The organism is Enterobacter sp. I4 (assembly GCF_022669095.1).
In the GTDB taxonomy this organism is placed as follows: domain Bacteria; phylum Pseudomonadota; class Gammaproteobacteria; order Enterobacterales; family Enterobacteriaceae; genus Enterobacter; species Enterobacter pasteurii.
Map to the genome: position 1 here is coordinate 426,575 of NZ_JALBUO010000001.1, position 12,592 is coordinate 439,166.

General features: G+C 58.4%; 19 protein-coding genes. 18 read left to right on the plus strand and 1 reads right to left on the minus strand.

Features of this window, described 5'->3' with window-relative positions; all coding sequences use genetic code 11:
* The first annotated feature begins 18 nt into the window (after positions 1–18).
* The 3 genes from MOQ06_RS01975 to MOQ06_RS01985 all read left to right on the plus strand — a co-directional run bounded on the left by MOQ06_RS01975 (position 19) and on the right by MOQ06_RS01985 (position 3,487).
* Positions 19–447 (plus strand): DUF1090 domain-containing protein, encoded by a 429-nt coding sequence (locus MOQ06_RS01975; protein ID WP_148418406.1) that lies wholly within the window; start codon positions 19–21, stop codon positions 445–447.
* 62 nt (positions 448–509) lie between these two features.
* On the plus strand, positions 510–2,639 hold the full coding sequence (locus tag MOQ06_RS01980; RefSeq protein ID WP_242170416.1) for a fimbria/pilus outer membrane usher protein: 2,130 nt from the start codon (positions 510–512) through the stop codon (positions 2,637–2,639).
* A gap of 164 nt (positions 2,640–2,803) precedes the next feature.
* Complete coding sequence (locus tag MOQ06_RS01985) at positions 2,804–3,487, plus strand: outer membrane beta-barrel protein (RefSeq protein WP_242170418.1); 684 nt, start codon at positions 2,804–2,806, stop codon at positions 3,485–3,487.
* 78 nt (positions 3,488–3,565) lie between these two features.
* Here the strand turns inward: MOQ06_RS01985 and MOQ06_RS01990 are convergent, their stop codons facing one another.
* Positions 3,566–4,141, minus strand: coding sequence for a phage repressor protein CI (locus MOQ06_RS01990; protein WP_242170421.1), 576 nt, complete (start codon positions 4,139–4,141; stop codon positions 3,566–3,568).
* 227 nt (positions 4,142–4,368) lie between these two features.
* Here MOQ06_RS01990 and MOQ06_RS01995 point away from each other — a divergent pair, with 227 nt between their 5' ends.
* From MOQ06_RS01995 to MOQ06_RS02065, 15 genes are all read left to right on the plus strand, one after another.
* Complete coding sequence (locus tag MOQ06_RS01995) at positions 4,369–4,707, plus strand: DUF5347 domain-containing protein (protein ID WP_148418409.1); 339 nt, start codon at positions 4,369–4,371, stop codon at positions 4,705–4,707.
* Between the two features lie 67 nt (positions 4,708–4,774).
* Positions 4,775–5,002, plus strand: coding sequence for a DUF2732 family protein (locus MOQ06_RS02000; protein ID WP_148418410.1), 228 nt, complete (start codon positions 4,775–4,777; stop codon positions 5,000–5,002).
* Positions 5,002–5,223 carry a TraR/DksA family transcriptional regulator gene (locus tag MOQ06_RS02005; protein ID WP_242170424.1) on the plus strand — a complete coding sequence of 74 codons (222 nt, stop codon included), beginning with the start codon at positions 5,002–5,004 and terminating at the stop codon, positions 5,221–5,223. Before MOQ06_RS02000 ends, MOQ06_RS02005 begins: the two co-directional genes overlap by 1 nt.
* A 1-nt stretch (position 5,224) precedes the next feature.
* Positions 5,225–7,414 (plus strand): replication endonuclease, encoded by a 2,190-nt coding sequence (locus MOQ06_RS02010; protein ID WP_242170427.1) that lies wholly within the window; start codon positions 5,225–5,227, stop codon positions 7,412–7,414.
* A gap of 109 nt (positions 7,415–7,523) precedes the next feature.
* The gene (locus tag MOQ06_RS02015; protein WP_148418413.1) at positions 7,524–7,964 is read left to right on the plus strand and encodes a DinI-like family protein; all 441 of its coding nucleotides are present in this window, start codon (positions 7,524–7,526) and stop codon (positions 7,962–7,964) included.
* Between the two features lie 178 nt (positions 7,965–8,142).
* Complete coding sequence (locus MOQ06_RS02020; protein ID WP_176611170.1) at positions 8,143–8,346, plus strand: tail protein X; 204 nt, start codon at positions 8,143–8,145, stop codon at positions 8,344–8,346.
* Positions 8,337–8,558: an HP1 family phage holin gene (locus MOQ06_RS02025; protein WP_020689436.1), complete on the plus strand. Its 222-nt coding sequence runs from the start codon at positions 8,337–8,339 to the stop codon at positions 8,556–8,558. Before MOQ06_RS02020 ends, MOQ06_RS02025 begins: the two co-directional genes overlap by 10 nt.
* Positions 8,542–9,051: a lysozyme gene (locus MOQ06_RS02030; RefSeq protein WP_148418415.1), complete on the plus strand. Its 510-nt coding sequence runs from the start codon at positions 8,542–8,544 to the stop codon at positions 9,049–9,051. The genes MOQ06_RS02025 and MOQ06_RS02030 overlap by 17 nt, the downstream gene beginning before the upstream one ends.
* Positions 9,048–9,461: an Rz-like lysis system protein LysB gene (gene lysB / locus MOQ06_RS02035; RefSeq protein WP_148418416.1), complete on the plus strand. Its 414-nt coding sequence runs from the start codon at positions 9,048–9,050 to the stop codon at positions 9,459–9,461. Before MOQ06_RS02030 ends, lysB begins: the two co-directional genes overlap by 4 nt.
* Positions 9,361–9,606, plus strand: a complete 246-nt coding sequence (lysC, locus tag MOQ06_RS02040) for an Rz1-like lysis system protein LysC (protein WP_176609447.1) — start codon at positions 9,361–9,363, stop codon at positions 9,604–9,606. The genes lysB and lysC overlap by 101 nt, the downstream gene beginning before the upstream one ends.
* Positions 9,569–10,036 carry a phage tail protein gene (locus MOQ06_RS02045; protein WP_193355019.1) on the plus strand — a complete coding sequence of 156 codons (468 nt, stop codon included), beginning with the start codon at positions 9,569–9,571 and terminating at the stop codon, positions 10,034–10,036. The genes lysC and MOQ06_RS02045 overlap by 38 nt, the downstream gene beginning before the upstream one ends.
* A gap of 126 nt (positions 10,037–10,162) precedes the next feature.
* Complete coding sequence (locus tag MOQ06_RS02050; protein ID WP_176609449.1) at positions 10,163–10,804, plus strand: phage baseplate assembly protein V; 642 nt, start codon at positions 10,163–10,165, stop codon at positions 10,802–10,804.
* On the plus strand, positions 10,801–11,151 hold the full coding sequence (locus tag MOQ06_RS02055) for a GPW/gp25 family protein (RefSeq protein WP_193355017.1): 351 nt from the start codon (positions 10,801–10,803) through the stop codon (positions 11,149–11,151). Before MOQ06_RS02050 ends, MOQ06_RS02055 begins: the two co-directional genes overlap by 4 nt.
* A gap of 5 nt (positions 11,152–11,156) precedes the next feature.
* Entirely contained in the window at positions 11,157–12,065 is a 909-nt protein-coding gene (locus MOQ06_RS02060; RefSeq protein ID WP_176609450.1) for a baseplate assembly protein, read from the plus strand.
* Positions 12,058–12,588, plus strand: coding sequence for a phage tail protein I (locus MOQ06_RS02065; protein ID WP_242170445.1), 531 nt, complete (start codon positions 12,058–12,060; stop codon positions 12,586–12,588). The genes MOQ06_RS02060 and MOQ06_RS02065 overlap by 8 nt, the downstream gene beginning before the upstream one ends.
* Positions 12,589–12,592: the final 4 nt, after the last annotated feature.

Consider the following 12,592-nt stretch of genomic DNA (forward strand, 5'->3'; position numbering starts at 1 on the left):
CATAAAGGAGATATCCCAATGAAAAAACTCGTATCCGCGCTGGCCGTTATTGCCTCTGTTGGCATGTTCACCTCCGCACAGGCGGCAGAAAGCTGCTCCGCGAAAGCCGCCGCGCTGGAAAAAGAGATCCGTATTGCCCAGCAGTACGGTAATACCTACAAGGTTAACGGCCTGAAAAAGGCGCTGGCTGAAGTTAAAGCGCACTGTACCCCGGCAAGCGTGCTGGCTGACGCGCAGAAGGACGTGAAGAAGCTGGAGAAAAAGCTGGCCGAGAAGCGTGAAGATATTGCCGAGGTTCAGGCTGACCTGCGTGAGGCGAAAGCCAAAGGTGACAGCAAGAAAGTGGCGAAATATCAGCGCAAGCTGGCAGAAAAACAGAGCGATCTGAGCAACATTCAGCAGGAGCTGAACCGCGCACGCGCCGCGCTTGCATCCCTTCAGAAATAACGTTTTTATCTGAAAAGGTGAGGAGGCTTCTGCCTCTTCACCTTTTTGCGCTGCCTGCCACCATGACGTTACTCCGTCTTTTCTGCTTTATGCTGCTGTTCGCGATGGCAGAAAGTCGCGCGGGCAGCCAAAAGACGTGGGTGATCCTCAATAACCTCTATAAGGGCGCGATTTCGCTTGATGTTGCAGCCTCCGGCCCTTGCCTCAGCCAGCCGCTGCTGGAGGAGTGGGGCGTGCGTAACGCGGTGCTTGCGCGTCTGGGCTGGGATGCCAGAGGTTGTCTGACGCCGCAGTCTGCGGAGCAGTTTAACCTCAAATACTGGTACCGCCCGCAGGCGCAGCTCCTGACGCTCCTGTTCCCGGACGAGGCCATCAGCCCTCAGCAGAATGGCGTCAGCACCAGCCGCTGGGATGACGGCATCAACGCGCTGTTTATCAACTATCGTCTGGATGCGGACAATAGCCTGGCGCAGTACGACTGGGAGCGTTCCGGCACTGACGCCACGCTGAGCCTGGACAACGGCCTTAACGTGGGGCCCTGGCGGCTGCGTTATCAAAACACCTTCTGGCGTGAAAAAGGGGGCCACCACGGCTCGTACAGCAACGCGATGTCGCTCTGGCGCAGCATTACGCCGCTGCGTTCGCGGTTGACCTTTGGCGACGGCAATACCTCTTCAACCCTCTTCGACAGCCTGCCGTTTCGCGGTGCGTCACTCGCCAGCGACGAGGCGATGTACCCCGACAGCTGGCGACCCTATTCGCCCTGGATCAACGGCTATGCCCGCACGGAGGCTGAAGTGACCATCCATCAGAACGGCGTACGCGTTTACCGTATTCACGTTCCGCCCGGGCCGTTTACCATTCGTGATTTTTATCCACCGGACCCGGACGGCAACCTGGAAATGACGATTCAGGAGAGCGACGGAACGGAGCGCACCCGCCTGCTGCCCTATTCGAGCATGCCCAATCTGGTGCATCACGGGCTCTTTAGCTACGAGCTGGCCGCCGGCCGCTACAGGCCTTTTCACGGTATCGACAGGGATAAGGACTGCTTCTGGCAGAGCACACTCTCGTGGGGGATTGCCCCGCATGTCACCGCGTTTGCCGGGCTACAGCAGGGAGAGCACTACTTCAGCCATGTCGCAGGCTTTGGCGGAAACTTGGGGCTGTGGGGCGCCTTTTCCGGCGATGTCACCGCGGCTCGCTATACGCAAAATGAATCTACCCTGCGCGGCAGGGTCTGGCGCCTGCGCTATGCCAAAGCCTTTTTCACGACCGAAACCAGCCTCACCGCTCAGCTCCAGTGGTATCCGCGCGGCGGGCAGTACCGTTCGCTGGAAGAAAAAATCGCGCGGGCTGAACTGCTCCGGTACGGCTGGGACGATGACCTCACCCGGCGGGCGCTTCGCGGGCAGCTGGAGCTCAATCAGAATTTTGGCGAGGACGCGAGCCTGAGCCTGTCGTGGCACTGGCTAAAGTCACGCGAGCCTGATGCGGGCAGCGCGGGAGTGACGCTGAGTCTGGACGCAACCTTGCGCAACGTGGATTTCAGCGTATACGGCGGCTATGAGCGCTACGGCAAAAACCCGGATGAAGCCACCGTAGGGATCAACATCAGCGTGCCTTTATCCCTCTGGGGCGCGACGAGCAATGTCGGCTATATCACCGAGCTCGCCAGCCGGGGGGAAGATAGCCATGGGGTGAACGTATACGGGTCGGCGCTGAGTGATTACAGCCTGCGTTACGATCTCCAGGCGACGCATACCGTACACCGCAATGACGAACTCTCTGCGAGCCTGGGCTATCAGTACAACGCGGGCGAGCTGAATCTCAGCATGGTGCGCGGAGGAACGCGCCGTGATTATCATGCCGACGCCAGCGGCAGCATTCTGGTACACGCTGACGGCGTAACGCTGGGGCAGCAGCTCGGCAGCACCGCAGCGCTGGTGGACGTGCCGGACACGCCGGGAATTGGCTTCTATAACCAGTTTGGCTCAACAACCAATGCCAGCGGCGAACTTCTGGTGAGCTACCTGACGCCATGGCGGGTAAACCGGATTACGGTCGATAGCCTGAGCCTGCCGGAAAATACCGCGCCGGATGTGACGGAGCTGGAATCAGTCCCGACCGATGGCGCGATCGTTCTGCTGCGTTTCCCTCAGCCTGTTATGCATTCAAATAAAGCTGAATGACATCAGGAACGAGTCAAATCTCTACGTAAAACTACCAGGTCATGCACGTATTCATCCCAATAGTTTGCCCTTTCGGGACTGCTTATGATTCGTCTCACTGACTGTTTTTCCTCGCATCGGCGAACGAGGGTTCGACGAGCGGAATATTTTTCAACGGAGCGTAGATGAATATGAAAGCTATCCTGGTCGCCCTGCCGGTTGCGATGCTTCCGGCAACCGTTCTGGCGGCAAACGCTGAGGAAGGGTATTACGGTTCGGCAAAATACCTCCAAACTGAACAGCGTGCAAAGGAGATGGATACCAGCGCGCGTCCGGGCGTCGGCCAGTTTGTGGGCGGTAAAGAGAAAGAGCACCTTGATGGCGCGGCGATTGCCGCAGGCTATCAGTTCGGTAACGGCTGGCGTGCAGAAGGTGAATACACCTTTAAGCAAAAGACGGAGTACACCAGCGGCTCCAGCACGTTCGCGAACAGCTACAACCATCTGCAAACGGAAGCCGAGCGTCTGATGCTCAACGTTTATCGCGATTATGAACTGGGCTACGGCGTCTCTGTTTACGGTACCGCAGGGCTTGGCGTGAGCAAGATTAAAGCGGGCGGCTGGCAGGGCAACCCTGGCCGTGAATACGGCTCAACCACCCAAAGCAACCTGACCTACGCGTTAGGAGCGGGGATAAGCTACACGCCGGTTGAGCGTCTGTATGTCGATCTGGGCTATCGCTATATCGATATGGGGAAAATCGAGAGCGGATATAACAATTTTACAAACGCGCGAGGCTTAAAAGATGAGCAGATGAAAGCGCATATTGTCTCTGACGAATTTACGCTGGGTGTGCGTTACGTGTTTTAACCGGGTGCGGTAAAACAGGGCCAACGCCGTAGAAATGCGGGGTTGGCTTTTTTATGGCGAGCAGGTACCTGCTCGCCATCAGTTAACCTCGCTGTAAACACCCACCACGCGACCTACCGTTTTGATCTCGCCAATCATGCACTCAAATGGAATCTTTCCACCCGCAACGTGGAGTTTTTTCCCCGGCAGCAGCGTCAAATCGCGGATGCTGGTGGTGCCTTCAATCTCGACCAGCCACAGCCCGTCGGTTAACGACGCGTCTTTTTCAACGAAGTGAAGTTTTCCCTCCGCCCGGACGGCGACGCCCCGAGTGAGCGGCTTGCTGAAGAAATGGGAGTCGATACTCAAAGTGGTATTTTCTTCCAGTCGACCATCACTAAGAGTGAATAGCGCAACCGATAAGGGATCCCCCTCGGTTGGCTGACCTTCAAACTGTGCGCCTTGCCCGGTCATCAGCCAGCGAAGGCTGGCGCCGGTATCCAGCGCGCACTGAACCGCAAAATCGTAAGAGACTGTGCCGCGCGCGTAGCGGTTCTGAAGCGAGCTGGCAGCGATATTAAAGTGCCGGGCAAGCTGGATTTTCTGCGTGAAACCATATACCTGACAGATTCTATCGAGTAACTCTTCATTATTCACTTGAGAATCCAAGATCAAAATATATTCCTTTGGGTGTTTACTAATACTCATTTGGGTATTAATATCATTACAAATTCGGGCAATCAGCGGCAGGCGTTGGCAAACAGAGGCTAATGATTGCAGACAGTATCAAAATGGGAATCATGCAGCATGGCTTCTGAAATCGCAATCATCAAACGGCTGAAAAAGCCGTGCTCTGCCCGTTTTCAGCGCAAAAGTATGGGTGAATTTACGCGAGGGGAGATATGGCGATAGAAGCTGCCCGTGCAAGGGTTCCACTTAGCGTGGGAGCGCGTCTTCGCGGGCTTAACCACGTTGCTGAACTGCGCGCCCGATACGGGAGCGATAGCGGAAAAGAGCTGGCGCGGTTTATGGCCGAACTGCGCGATAAGCGCGATCCCTGTTTTGAGGAGAACAGCAGGGCGCTGGCCGCCATCTTTTTCCTGGCGAGGTTGCCCGTCGCCCGCCATGAGTGCGATATCAGCGAGCTGACGACTGAAGAGAAAAGGGCGCTGATTACCGCCATGAACCATTTTCGTGCTGTTGTGAGTTTATTTCCTGAACGGCTGACCATGCCGGTGTAACCCAACCAAAAACCAAATGGCGTAAACCCGCCGGGCATTCTGTTGCCTGAAATCAAGGAGACGCGTGATGCGAAACAGTGAAAACCGCTTTTATTCAACCGGAAGTGAAGAACTGAAACGCCTGCTGATGGAGGCAAAAACTGAGGAACGATGCGCGCGAGCCCGCGCGGTCTCCCTGCGCCTGGAGGCGCTGGCGAGCCATATCTTTAAAACCGGTATGAGCGGAGAAGATGTTGCCGAACTTCTGTGCCACGAGGCGGCCCGCTACGAGCGCGAAGCCCAGGAGATGCACTGATGGCCGATTATATCGATCTTGCGCAGGCGCGCGAGCAGGAAGACAGAGAGCGGCACATACATCACGCCCGCAGAAGGCCCGCATTGCCTTCGCGTTTCCTCTGCGAGGACTGCGAGGCCCCGATACCGGAGGCGCGTCGTATGGCGGTGCCCGGCGTGGCCCTGTGCGTCACCTGCCAGGAGATCGCGGAGATGAAAAATAAACACGTCCGGGGAGGATGAGTTGGCTACGTCATTTGCGTATCCGTGGAACGCTCCGCGGTCGGCCATTGCCAGCCCTTACCTTACCCATGCCCAGCTGCAGCGTCGCGATCGCCTTTTCGCGGCGCTACAGCAGGCAAGAAATGCCCTCTCCCGACAGCCTGACTGCGTGCGTGTCGACGTCTGGCGCACGGTTGACGCCCTCGAACAGCGTCACGGCAGCCCGCAGGCCAATGCTTTTTTGATCCGCTTCTGCGACAGGATATTACCCCGCCTGCAGCGCGTCTCTGAACGCTATGCCTGCGCGGGCCTGCACGACGCGGTCTCCAGGGCCGTGTTTGACGGCCATTTCGACACCCGGCTTCTGCAGTACCTTGCCTCGCGCATGGTGGAACTGGTTGCCCGCTATAACCGTCTTCCCGATATGTCCCGCGCCGATGTCGACCTGCTGGCCGCCGATATCGCCAGCTTTATTCGCGGCGAGCTGGCGAATATTAACGATGCTGACATGGGCGAATACCAGACGCTGTACGTCTGGTATCAGCGCGCCGGAGTGATCGCCCGGCAGTTCAACGTGTCGCCTCCGCACTGGGAGCGGGTGTCGAAGACGTTTTTCAACAAAGATGATGTTGCCGCGGCGGTGATCCGCCTGTTTTCCGAGGCGTGGTGGCGCGGACGATTGCGTCGGATCGCGGCCGCCTGGCGCGAGCATGTGCAGATTGCCCTCGGCAACGTCAGCAAAAAGAGAACGGCGTATGCGAGCAAGCGCTGCGTCACGGAATGGCGCGAGCAGAAGCGCCGCACCCGTGAATTTCTCAAGGGCATGGAGCTGGAAGATGAAGAGGGCAACCGCATCAGCCTGATTGATAAATACGACAGCTCGGTGGCCAATCCGGCGATACGTCGCTGTGAACTGATGACCCGCATTCGCGGGTTTGAAAATATCTGCCAGGCGCTGGGCTACGTGGGCGAGTTCTATACCTTAACCGCCCCCGCGCGGTATCACGCGACCGTGAAATCGGGCTACCCCAACGCGAAGTGGAACGGGGCCAGCCCGGCGGATACGCAACGCTACTTCACCCGGCTGTGGGCGCGCATTCGCGCAAAGCTGCACCGGGAGGGGCGGCGCATTTTTGGTATCCGCGTTGCGGAACCCCATCATGACGGTACGCCCCACTGGCACATGCTGATGTTTATGCTGCCGGAAGACGTCGAATGCGTACGCCAGATTATAGGGGACTACGCGCGGGAGGAGGATGCCGCTGAGCTGCAGAACGAAAGTGCCAGACAGGCGCGCTTTCACGCGGAAGCGATCGATCCGCAAAAAGGCAGTGCTACCGGCTATATCGCCAAATACATCTCAAAGAATATCGACGGCTATGCGCTTGATGGCGAGACCGATAATGAAAGCGGCGGGCTGCTGAAGGAGACGGCGTGCGCCGTGTCGGCCTGGGCAGGGCGCTGGCACATTCGCCAGTTTCAGTTTATCGGCGGCGCGCCGGTAACGGTCTACCGCGAGTTGCGCCGACTGGCGGACACCGAGGCCGCGCGCGGGTTGAGCGTCGAGTTTGCCGCCGTCCATGATGCTGCGGACGCCGGTGACTGGGCGGGCTACGTCACCGCGCAGGGCGGGCCTTTTGTGCGTCGCGATGATTTACAGGTGCGCACGCTGTATGCGCCGCGCGCCGGATTCAACCAGTACGGCGAGGAGACCGTTTGCATCCGCGGCGTGTACGATTCCGCCGTCGGTGCGGGCAGCCCGGTATTAACCCGGCTTACGCAGTGGAAAATTGTGCCGAAGCGTGCCGTTGAGCTGAAGGATGCACCTGCGCCTCCTCGGAGTTCTGTCATTAACTGTACGGTGAGCGATCTCTCTCAACCTCTTAACCGGCGTGCGCGACGGGCATTAACCGAACGCATCAAACGCATCCGGCCCGGCGCATCGGCACCCTTTGTCTATGAGAGGGATCCGCAGAACGGAGTCCCGGAGAGGGTGATTGACGAAATACGGCTCGCTACGGGCATTGCGATCGGCCGTGGTGAGGCCCTGCATCTGATGGCGGGCGGCGTGAGCCGTTTTAACGACAAATGGTGCCGGGGCGCAGCTGACGGATCGCTCTTTCCGGCGGCGCGTTCTTATCAGGAAAAGGCGCGGAAAATCCTTGAACGTATTGGGCATTTAACGGAGCTGCTCACCCAGCGTGCACGCTAATCTCCATCGATATCATGCACATACCGCACGCGGTTCTGATTTTTTGCTTCACTCTTTTTATGATTACGTGCTACTGTATGTTTATACAGTATCTCGTGGTGGAGGTTGTGTGGACAGAGAGTTGAACGAGCAGGTCATGATTGAACGAGTCGAAATGATCGCGCGGCTGACGACGGAAGGAACGTGTCAGGAGAGAGATCGTGAAATTGCCCTGAATTTGATTGCTGAGATTGCGAGAGGGAACTTAATCAAAAACAGCGCGTTTACCGTTGTTTTTTCCGCATCGCCCGTTCCAGAACGAATCAAAAAAGAAGGCACCGTGCGGGTCAACATTACGCTGGACAAGGATCAGCACATTGGTCCGTCCGTCGTGGAAGCATTTCAGTGCGAGCTTACTCGCAGGATCAGGCCCCTGTTTCCCTCTACGCGGGTGACGGTGAAGGAGGGATCCATGACCGGCGTCGAGCTGCTTGGCGTTAACGGCGAGGCCGAACGCGAGGCGTTAGATAATATTCTTCGGGAAGTCTGGGAAGACGAGAGCTGGCGCTAGCCCTGCATCGTTTTCCGGCATTACGCGCTTTATTCTGATTATTGCTCCAGCCAGTCCGCGCCTCGTTGCTCGCGGTCAGCCTGTTGTGTCCTCGATCGTCCATCCGCCAGCGGTAGCGGAAAGGGCGCCGGCTCTGGAAACTCTACAGTACCTGGAAATCCGGATGTTGGAGCGTCTGATGAAGATCTATGCAATGCAGGGGGATACGCTTGATGCCATCTGTGCCCGTTATTACGGGCGCACGGCAGGCGTAGTTGAAACCGTTCTGAAAGCCAATCCTGGCCTTGCCGGGTGGGGCGTTGTCTTACCTCACGGTACGGCAGTGGACATGCCCGAGGTGGATAGCGCGCCCGGAAAAGAATCCGTGAACCTATGGGACTGAGTCTGGAGAAGGTCACCACGTTTATTGCCTACTGGCTGGCCGTGGCGCTGGCCTGGTTCGGGGCGATGTCTCCTGAAAAAGTGGCGCTGTACGTGGGAAGCCTCTGCGCCATCTTTACCGCGCTGACGAATTACTGGTTTAAGCGAAAAACCTGGCGCTATCTCAAATCGTTGGGCCTCGACAAGAAGAGTATTCGTGAACTCAATCATTAAGCGTTGCAGCATCGCCAGCGTGCTCGCCCTGGCGGTGCTCTTGCCTGACTTTCGATTACTGCAAACCTCGCCCGAGGGGCTGGCGTTAATCGCCGATCTGGAAGGCTGCCGTCTGTCGCCCTACCGGTGCAGCGCGGGCGTATGGACGTCAGGCATTGGCCACACGGCAGGCGTCGTGCCGACGAAGGAGATCACCGAGCGCGACGCGGCGGCGAACCTGATTGCCGACGTCCTGAAGGTTGAGAAACGGCTTGCCGCATGCGCGCCGGTGGAGATGCCGCCCCGCGTCTATGACGCGCTGGTCAGTTTTGCCTTTAACGTGGGAACCGGTGCCGCCTGCCGTTCGACGCTGGTGTCGTTTATCAATCACAAGCAGTGGCCGCAGGCCTGCGATCAGCTGACCCGCTGGGTGTACGTCAACGGGAAGAAGAACGCCGGGCTTGAAAACCGTCGGGCCCGCGAAAAGGCCTGGTGCATGAAGGGGGCAGAATGAGAGCTCTCCTGCTGATGCTGGCCGCGCTGGCGGCCATTACCCTGTGGTTTCGTCATGAGAATCTCAACCTGTCCCGCTCCTTTGCTAAAGCCAGCCAGATCGCCGGTGAACAAAAAAACACCATTAACGCGCTGAACCATCAGCTTACCGTAACGCAGCGGATGGCCAGAGAAAATGAAAATGCGCAGGTCAGGCTCCGCGATGCGCTTGCCGCTGCCGGTGAGGAGATGGCAAGGCGCGAAGCGGCTATCGGGAAACTGGTAAATGAAAATGAAGAGTTACGCCGCTGGTATCACGCTCAGCTGCCTGATGCTGTCCGCAGGCTGCACGTCCGCGCCGCCTGCGCCTCCGCCGCACGCTGTTTACCACGCTTGCCCGAAGGTGAGCCTCTGCCCGATGCCGGCAAGTAAGCCTGTTACCAACGGCGATCTGAGCGCCGATATTCGCAGGCTTGAGCATGCCCTTATCGCCTGCGCGTTGCAGGTTGAAACCATTAAAGACTGTCAGGATAAACTCGATGCACAAACTCAAGAGCCTGCGTCAGGCATTAATTGACGCTGTTCCACAGCTGCGCGCAAACCCGGAGCGCTTACAGATGTCCGTCGGGAGCGGCAATATCGACGCGCGCCTCGCGTCCTCGCTCTCGTTCGAAAAGCAATATGAGCTGAAGGCAAAGGTCAGCGGTTTTTCCGGGTACAGCGAGGGGATTTTCGTCCCGGTGCTGGCCTGGCTTCGGGAAAACCAGCCGGATATTTTTACCCTCGATGAGGGGCGAAAAAATGGGTATCTCTTTCAGATTGTCTTAAATGACGATGAAACGGCGGATATCAGCTTTAGCCTGCAATTGACCGAGCGGATCCTGGTTTCCCAGAATGAGGGTACCCTGCTCGCCACCTATTCCCCGGAGCCGCCGCTGCCGGAACCCGTCACGCGTCCGATGGAGCTATACGTCAACGGTGAGCTGGTAAGCCGCTGGGAGGCGTAACCTTACCGCGCTGATGGCCAGCCCGCAGCCCCGTCGGCTGGCCATTCGGCAATACCGCTTGTTGTTTCATCCCGCATAAAACCCCGCCTCGTTGCTGCCGCTCGCCCCGAGCGGCATTCTCTTCTTATGAATACGCTAACTTCCATGCACGGCATCGCTCGCGCGATCCGCAATCTTATCCGTATCGGCGTTGTGACCGATGTCGACCTCAAACGAGGGCTCTGCCGCGTCCAGTCCGGGGGGATGAAAACCACCTGGCTGAACTGGCTGACCTGCCGCGCAGGCCGCTCGCGCGTCTGGTGGGCACCGTCCGAGGGTGAACAGGTTTTGCTGCTGGCTATCGGCGGTGAACTGGATACCGCCTTCGTGTTGCCAGGCATTTTCTCTGACGACCATCCGGCACCGTCTGAGTCGCCTGACGCCCTCCACGTTTCGTTTCCTGATGGGGCGGTTATCGAATACGAGCCCGGCAGCGGTGCGCTGACGGCAACCGGCATCAAAACGGCAGCCATCACCGCGTCTGATTCACTGATCGCGACCGTTCCGGTGGTACTGGTCAAATCAGAAACCCGCATCACCCTTGATGCGCCTGAGGTGGTGTGTACCAACAGGTTGATTACCGCCTCTCTGGAGGTGCAGAAGGGCGGGGTGATGGCCGGGAATATCGAACACGCCGGCGGTACGTTCACCTCAAATGGGGTACAGGTGGATAACCATGCTCACGGCAGTGTGCAAAGCGGCGGAAGCTGGACTAAGGGGACGCAATGACGGTGCGCTACACGGGAATGAACAGACAGACCGGGCTCAGCATTACAGAGGCTGAACACATCAGGCAAAGCGTGCGCGACATTCTGGTTACGCCAGTTGGCACGCGGGTTATGCGCCGGGAGTATGGCTCCCTGCTGGCGGCGATGATCGACAGGCCCCAGAGCCCGGCGCTGCGCCTGCAAATTATGGCCGCATGCTACTCCGCGATCCAGAAATGGGAACCGCGGATTAGCCTGACGGCTATCGCTTTCGAACGGTCGGAGAATGACGGGACGTTGTATGTCGATATCACCGGCACGCGATCGGCTTCCGACAGCTCCTTTTCTATCACCATTTCACTGAGTTAAACGCTATGGCTATTGTTGATCTGAGCCAGCTCGCCGCGCCTGATGTCGTGGAAGAGGTGGACTATGAGACGCTGCTGGCAGAACGAAAGGCCACCTTTGTCTCGCTGTATCCTGAGGCGGAGCAAGAGGCGATCGCGCGCACGCTGACCTTAGAGTCAGAGCCGATTGTGAAGCTGCTTCAGGAAAACGCGTATCGGGAAGTTATCTGGCGCCAGCGCGTTAACGAGGCCGCACGAGCGGTCATGCTGGCCTACGCCGCGGGCAGCGATCTCGACCAGATTGGGGCAAACGCTAATCTTGAACGTCTGGTGATTACCCCTGCCGACGACACTACGTTCCCGCCCACGCCGGCCGTTATGGAGTCCGATACCGATTTTCGTCTGCGCATCCAGCAGGCACCGGAAGGGCTGAGCGTGGCCGGTTCGACAGGGGCCTATCAGTTCCATGGCCGCAGCGCGGACGGGCGGGTGGCGGACATTTCCGTTATTAGCCCCCAGCCCGCGAACGTCACGGTTTCCGTACTCTCCCGGGAGAATAACGGCGTGGCGTCTGAAGAGTTGCTCACCATTGTGCGTAACGCGCTGAACGATGAGGACGTCAGGCCCGTCGCCGACCGGGTGACCGTGCAGTCAGCCAGGATTGTCGACTACACCATTGTGGCCTCGCTGTACCTGTTCCCGGGGCCTGAAAGTGAACCGGTGCTCAACGCGGCCAGAGCCCGGCTGCAGGCCTATATTACGGCGCAGCACCGGCTGGGGCGCGATATCCGCAAGTCTGCCATTTACGCGGCACTTCACGTTGAAGGGGTGCAGCGCGTGGAGCTGACCGCCCCCGCAGCCGATATCGTGCTCGATGCAACTCAGGCCTCATGGTGCAGCCAGTACAGCGTAACCGTGGGAGGGAGCGATGAGTGACGCCCGTCTTTTGCCGGTTGGCTCGTCGCCTCTTGAGGTGGCGGCTGCCCGCGCCTGTGCGGAGATAGAAAAAACGCCGGTACCGCTGCGCCATCTCTGGAGTGCGGATACCTGCCCGGCAAATCTACTGCCGTGGCTGGCGTGGGCGTTGTCGGTCGATCGCTGGGATGAGCGCTGGCCGGAAGCCACCAAGCGGGACGTGATCCGCGCGGCGTGGTTTATCCATGCCCACAAGGGAACGATTGGCGCCGTTCGCCGCGTGGTGGAGCCGCTCGGCTATCTGATTAACGTCACCGAGTGGTGGCAAACCAACGATCCGCCCGGCACCTTCCGCCTTGATATCGGGGTATTAGATACCGGTATCAGCGAAGAAATGTATTACGAGATGGAGAGGCTTATCGCTGACGCAAAGCCTGCCAGCCGCCACCTTATCGGCCTGAATATCATCCAGGACATTCCGGGTTACCTCTATACCGGAGCCCTGAGCTATGACGGCGACATCATCACGGTTTACCCCGGATAAGCGA

Bases quoted from the DNA above. Each gene is read 5' to 3' on its own strand.
- MOQ06_RS01975 (WP_148418406.1), top strand. From the start codon at position 19: ATGAAAAAACTCGTATCCGCGCTGGCCGTTATTGCCTCTGTTGGCATG.
- MOQ06_RS01980 (WP_242170416.1), top strand. From the start codon at position 510: ATGACGTTACTCCGTCTTTTCTGCTTTATGCTGCTGTTCGCGATGGCA.
- MOQ06_RS01985 (WP_242170418.1), top strand. From the start codon at position 2,804: ATGAATATGAAAGCTATCCTGGTCGCCCTGCCGGTTGCGATGCTTCCG.
- MOQ06_RS01995 (WP_148418409.1), top strand. From the start codon at position 4,369: ATGGCGATAGAAGCTGCCCGTGCAAGGGTTCCACTTAGCGTGGGAGCG.
- MOQ06_RS02000 (WP_148418410.1), top strand. From the start codon at position 4,775: ATGCGAAACAGTGAAAACCGCTTTTATTCAACCGGAAGTGAAGAACTG.
- MOQ06_RS02005 (WP_242170424.1), top strand. From the start codon at position 5,002: ATGGCCGATTATATCGATCTTGCGCAGGCGCGCGAGCAGGAAGACAGA.
- MOQ06_RS02020 (WP_176611170.1), top strand. From the start codon at position 8,143: ATGAAGATCTATGCAATGCAGGGGGATACGCTTGATGCCATCTGTGCC.
- MOQ06_RS02025 (WP_020689436.1), top strand. From the start codon at position 8,337: ATGGGACTGAGTCTGGAGAAGGTCACCACGTTTATTGCCTACTGGCTG.
- lysB (WP_148418416.1), top strand. From the start codon at position 9,048: ATGAGAGCTCTCCTGCTGATGCTGGCCGCGCTGGCGGCCATTACCCTG.
- lysC (WP_176609447.1), top strand. From the start codon at position 9,361: ATGCTGTCCGCAGGCTGCACGTCCGCGCCGCCTGCGCCTCCGCCGCAC.
- MOQ06_RS02045 (WP_193355019.1), top strand. From the start codon at position 9,569: ATGCACAAACTCAAGAGCCTGCGTCAGGCATTAATTGACGCTGTTCCA.
- MOQ06_RS02050 (WP_176609449.1), top strand. From the start codon at position 10,163: ATGAATACGCTAACTTCCATGCACGGCATCGCTCGCGCGATCCGCAAT.
- MOQ06_RS02055 (WP_193355017.1), top strand. From the start codon at position 10,801: ATGACGGTGCGCTACACGGGAATGAACAGACAGACCGGGCTCAGCATT.
- MOQ06_RS02060 (WP_176609450.1), top strand. From the start codon at position 11,157: ATGGCTATTGTTGATCTGAGCCAGCTCGCCGCGCCTGATGTCGTGGAA.
- MOQ06_RS02065 (WP_242170445.1), top strand. From the start codon at position 12,058: ATGAGTGACGCCCGTCTTTTGCCGGTTGGCTCGTCGCCTCTTGAGGTG.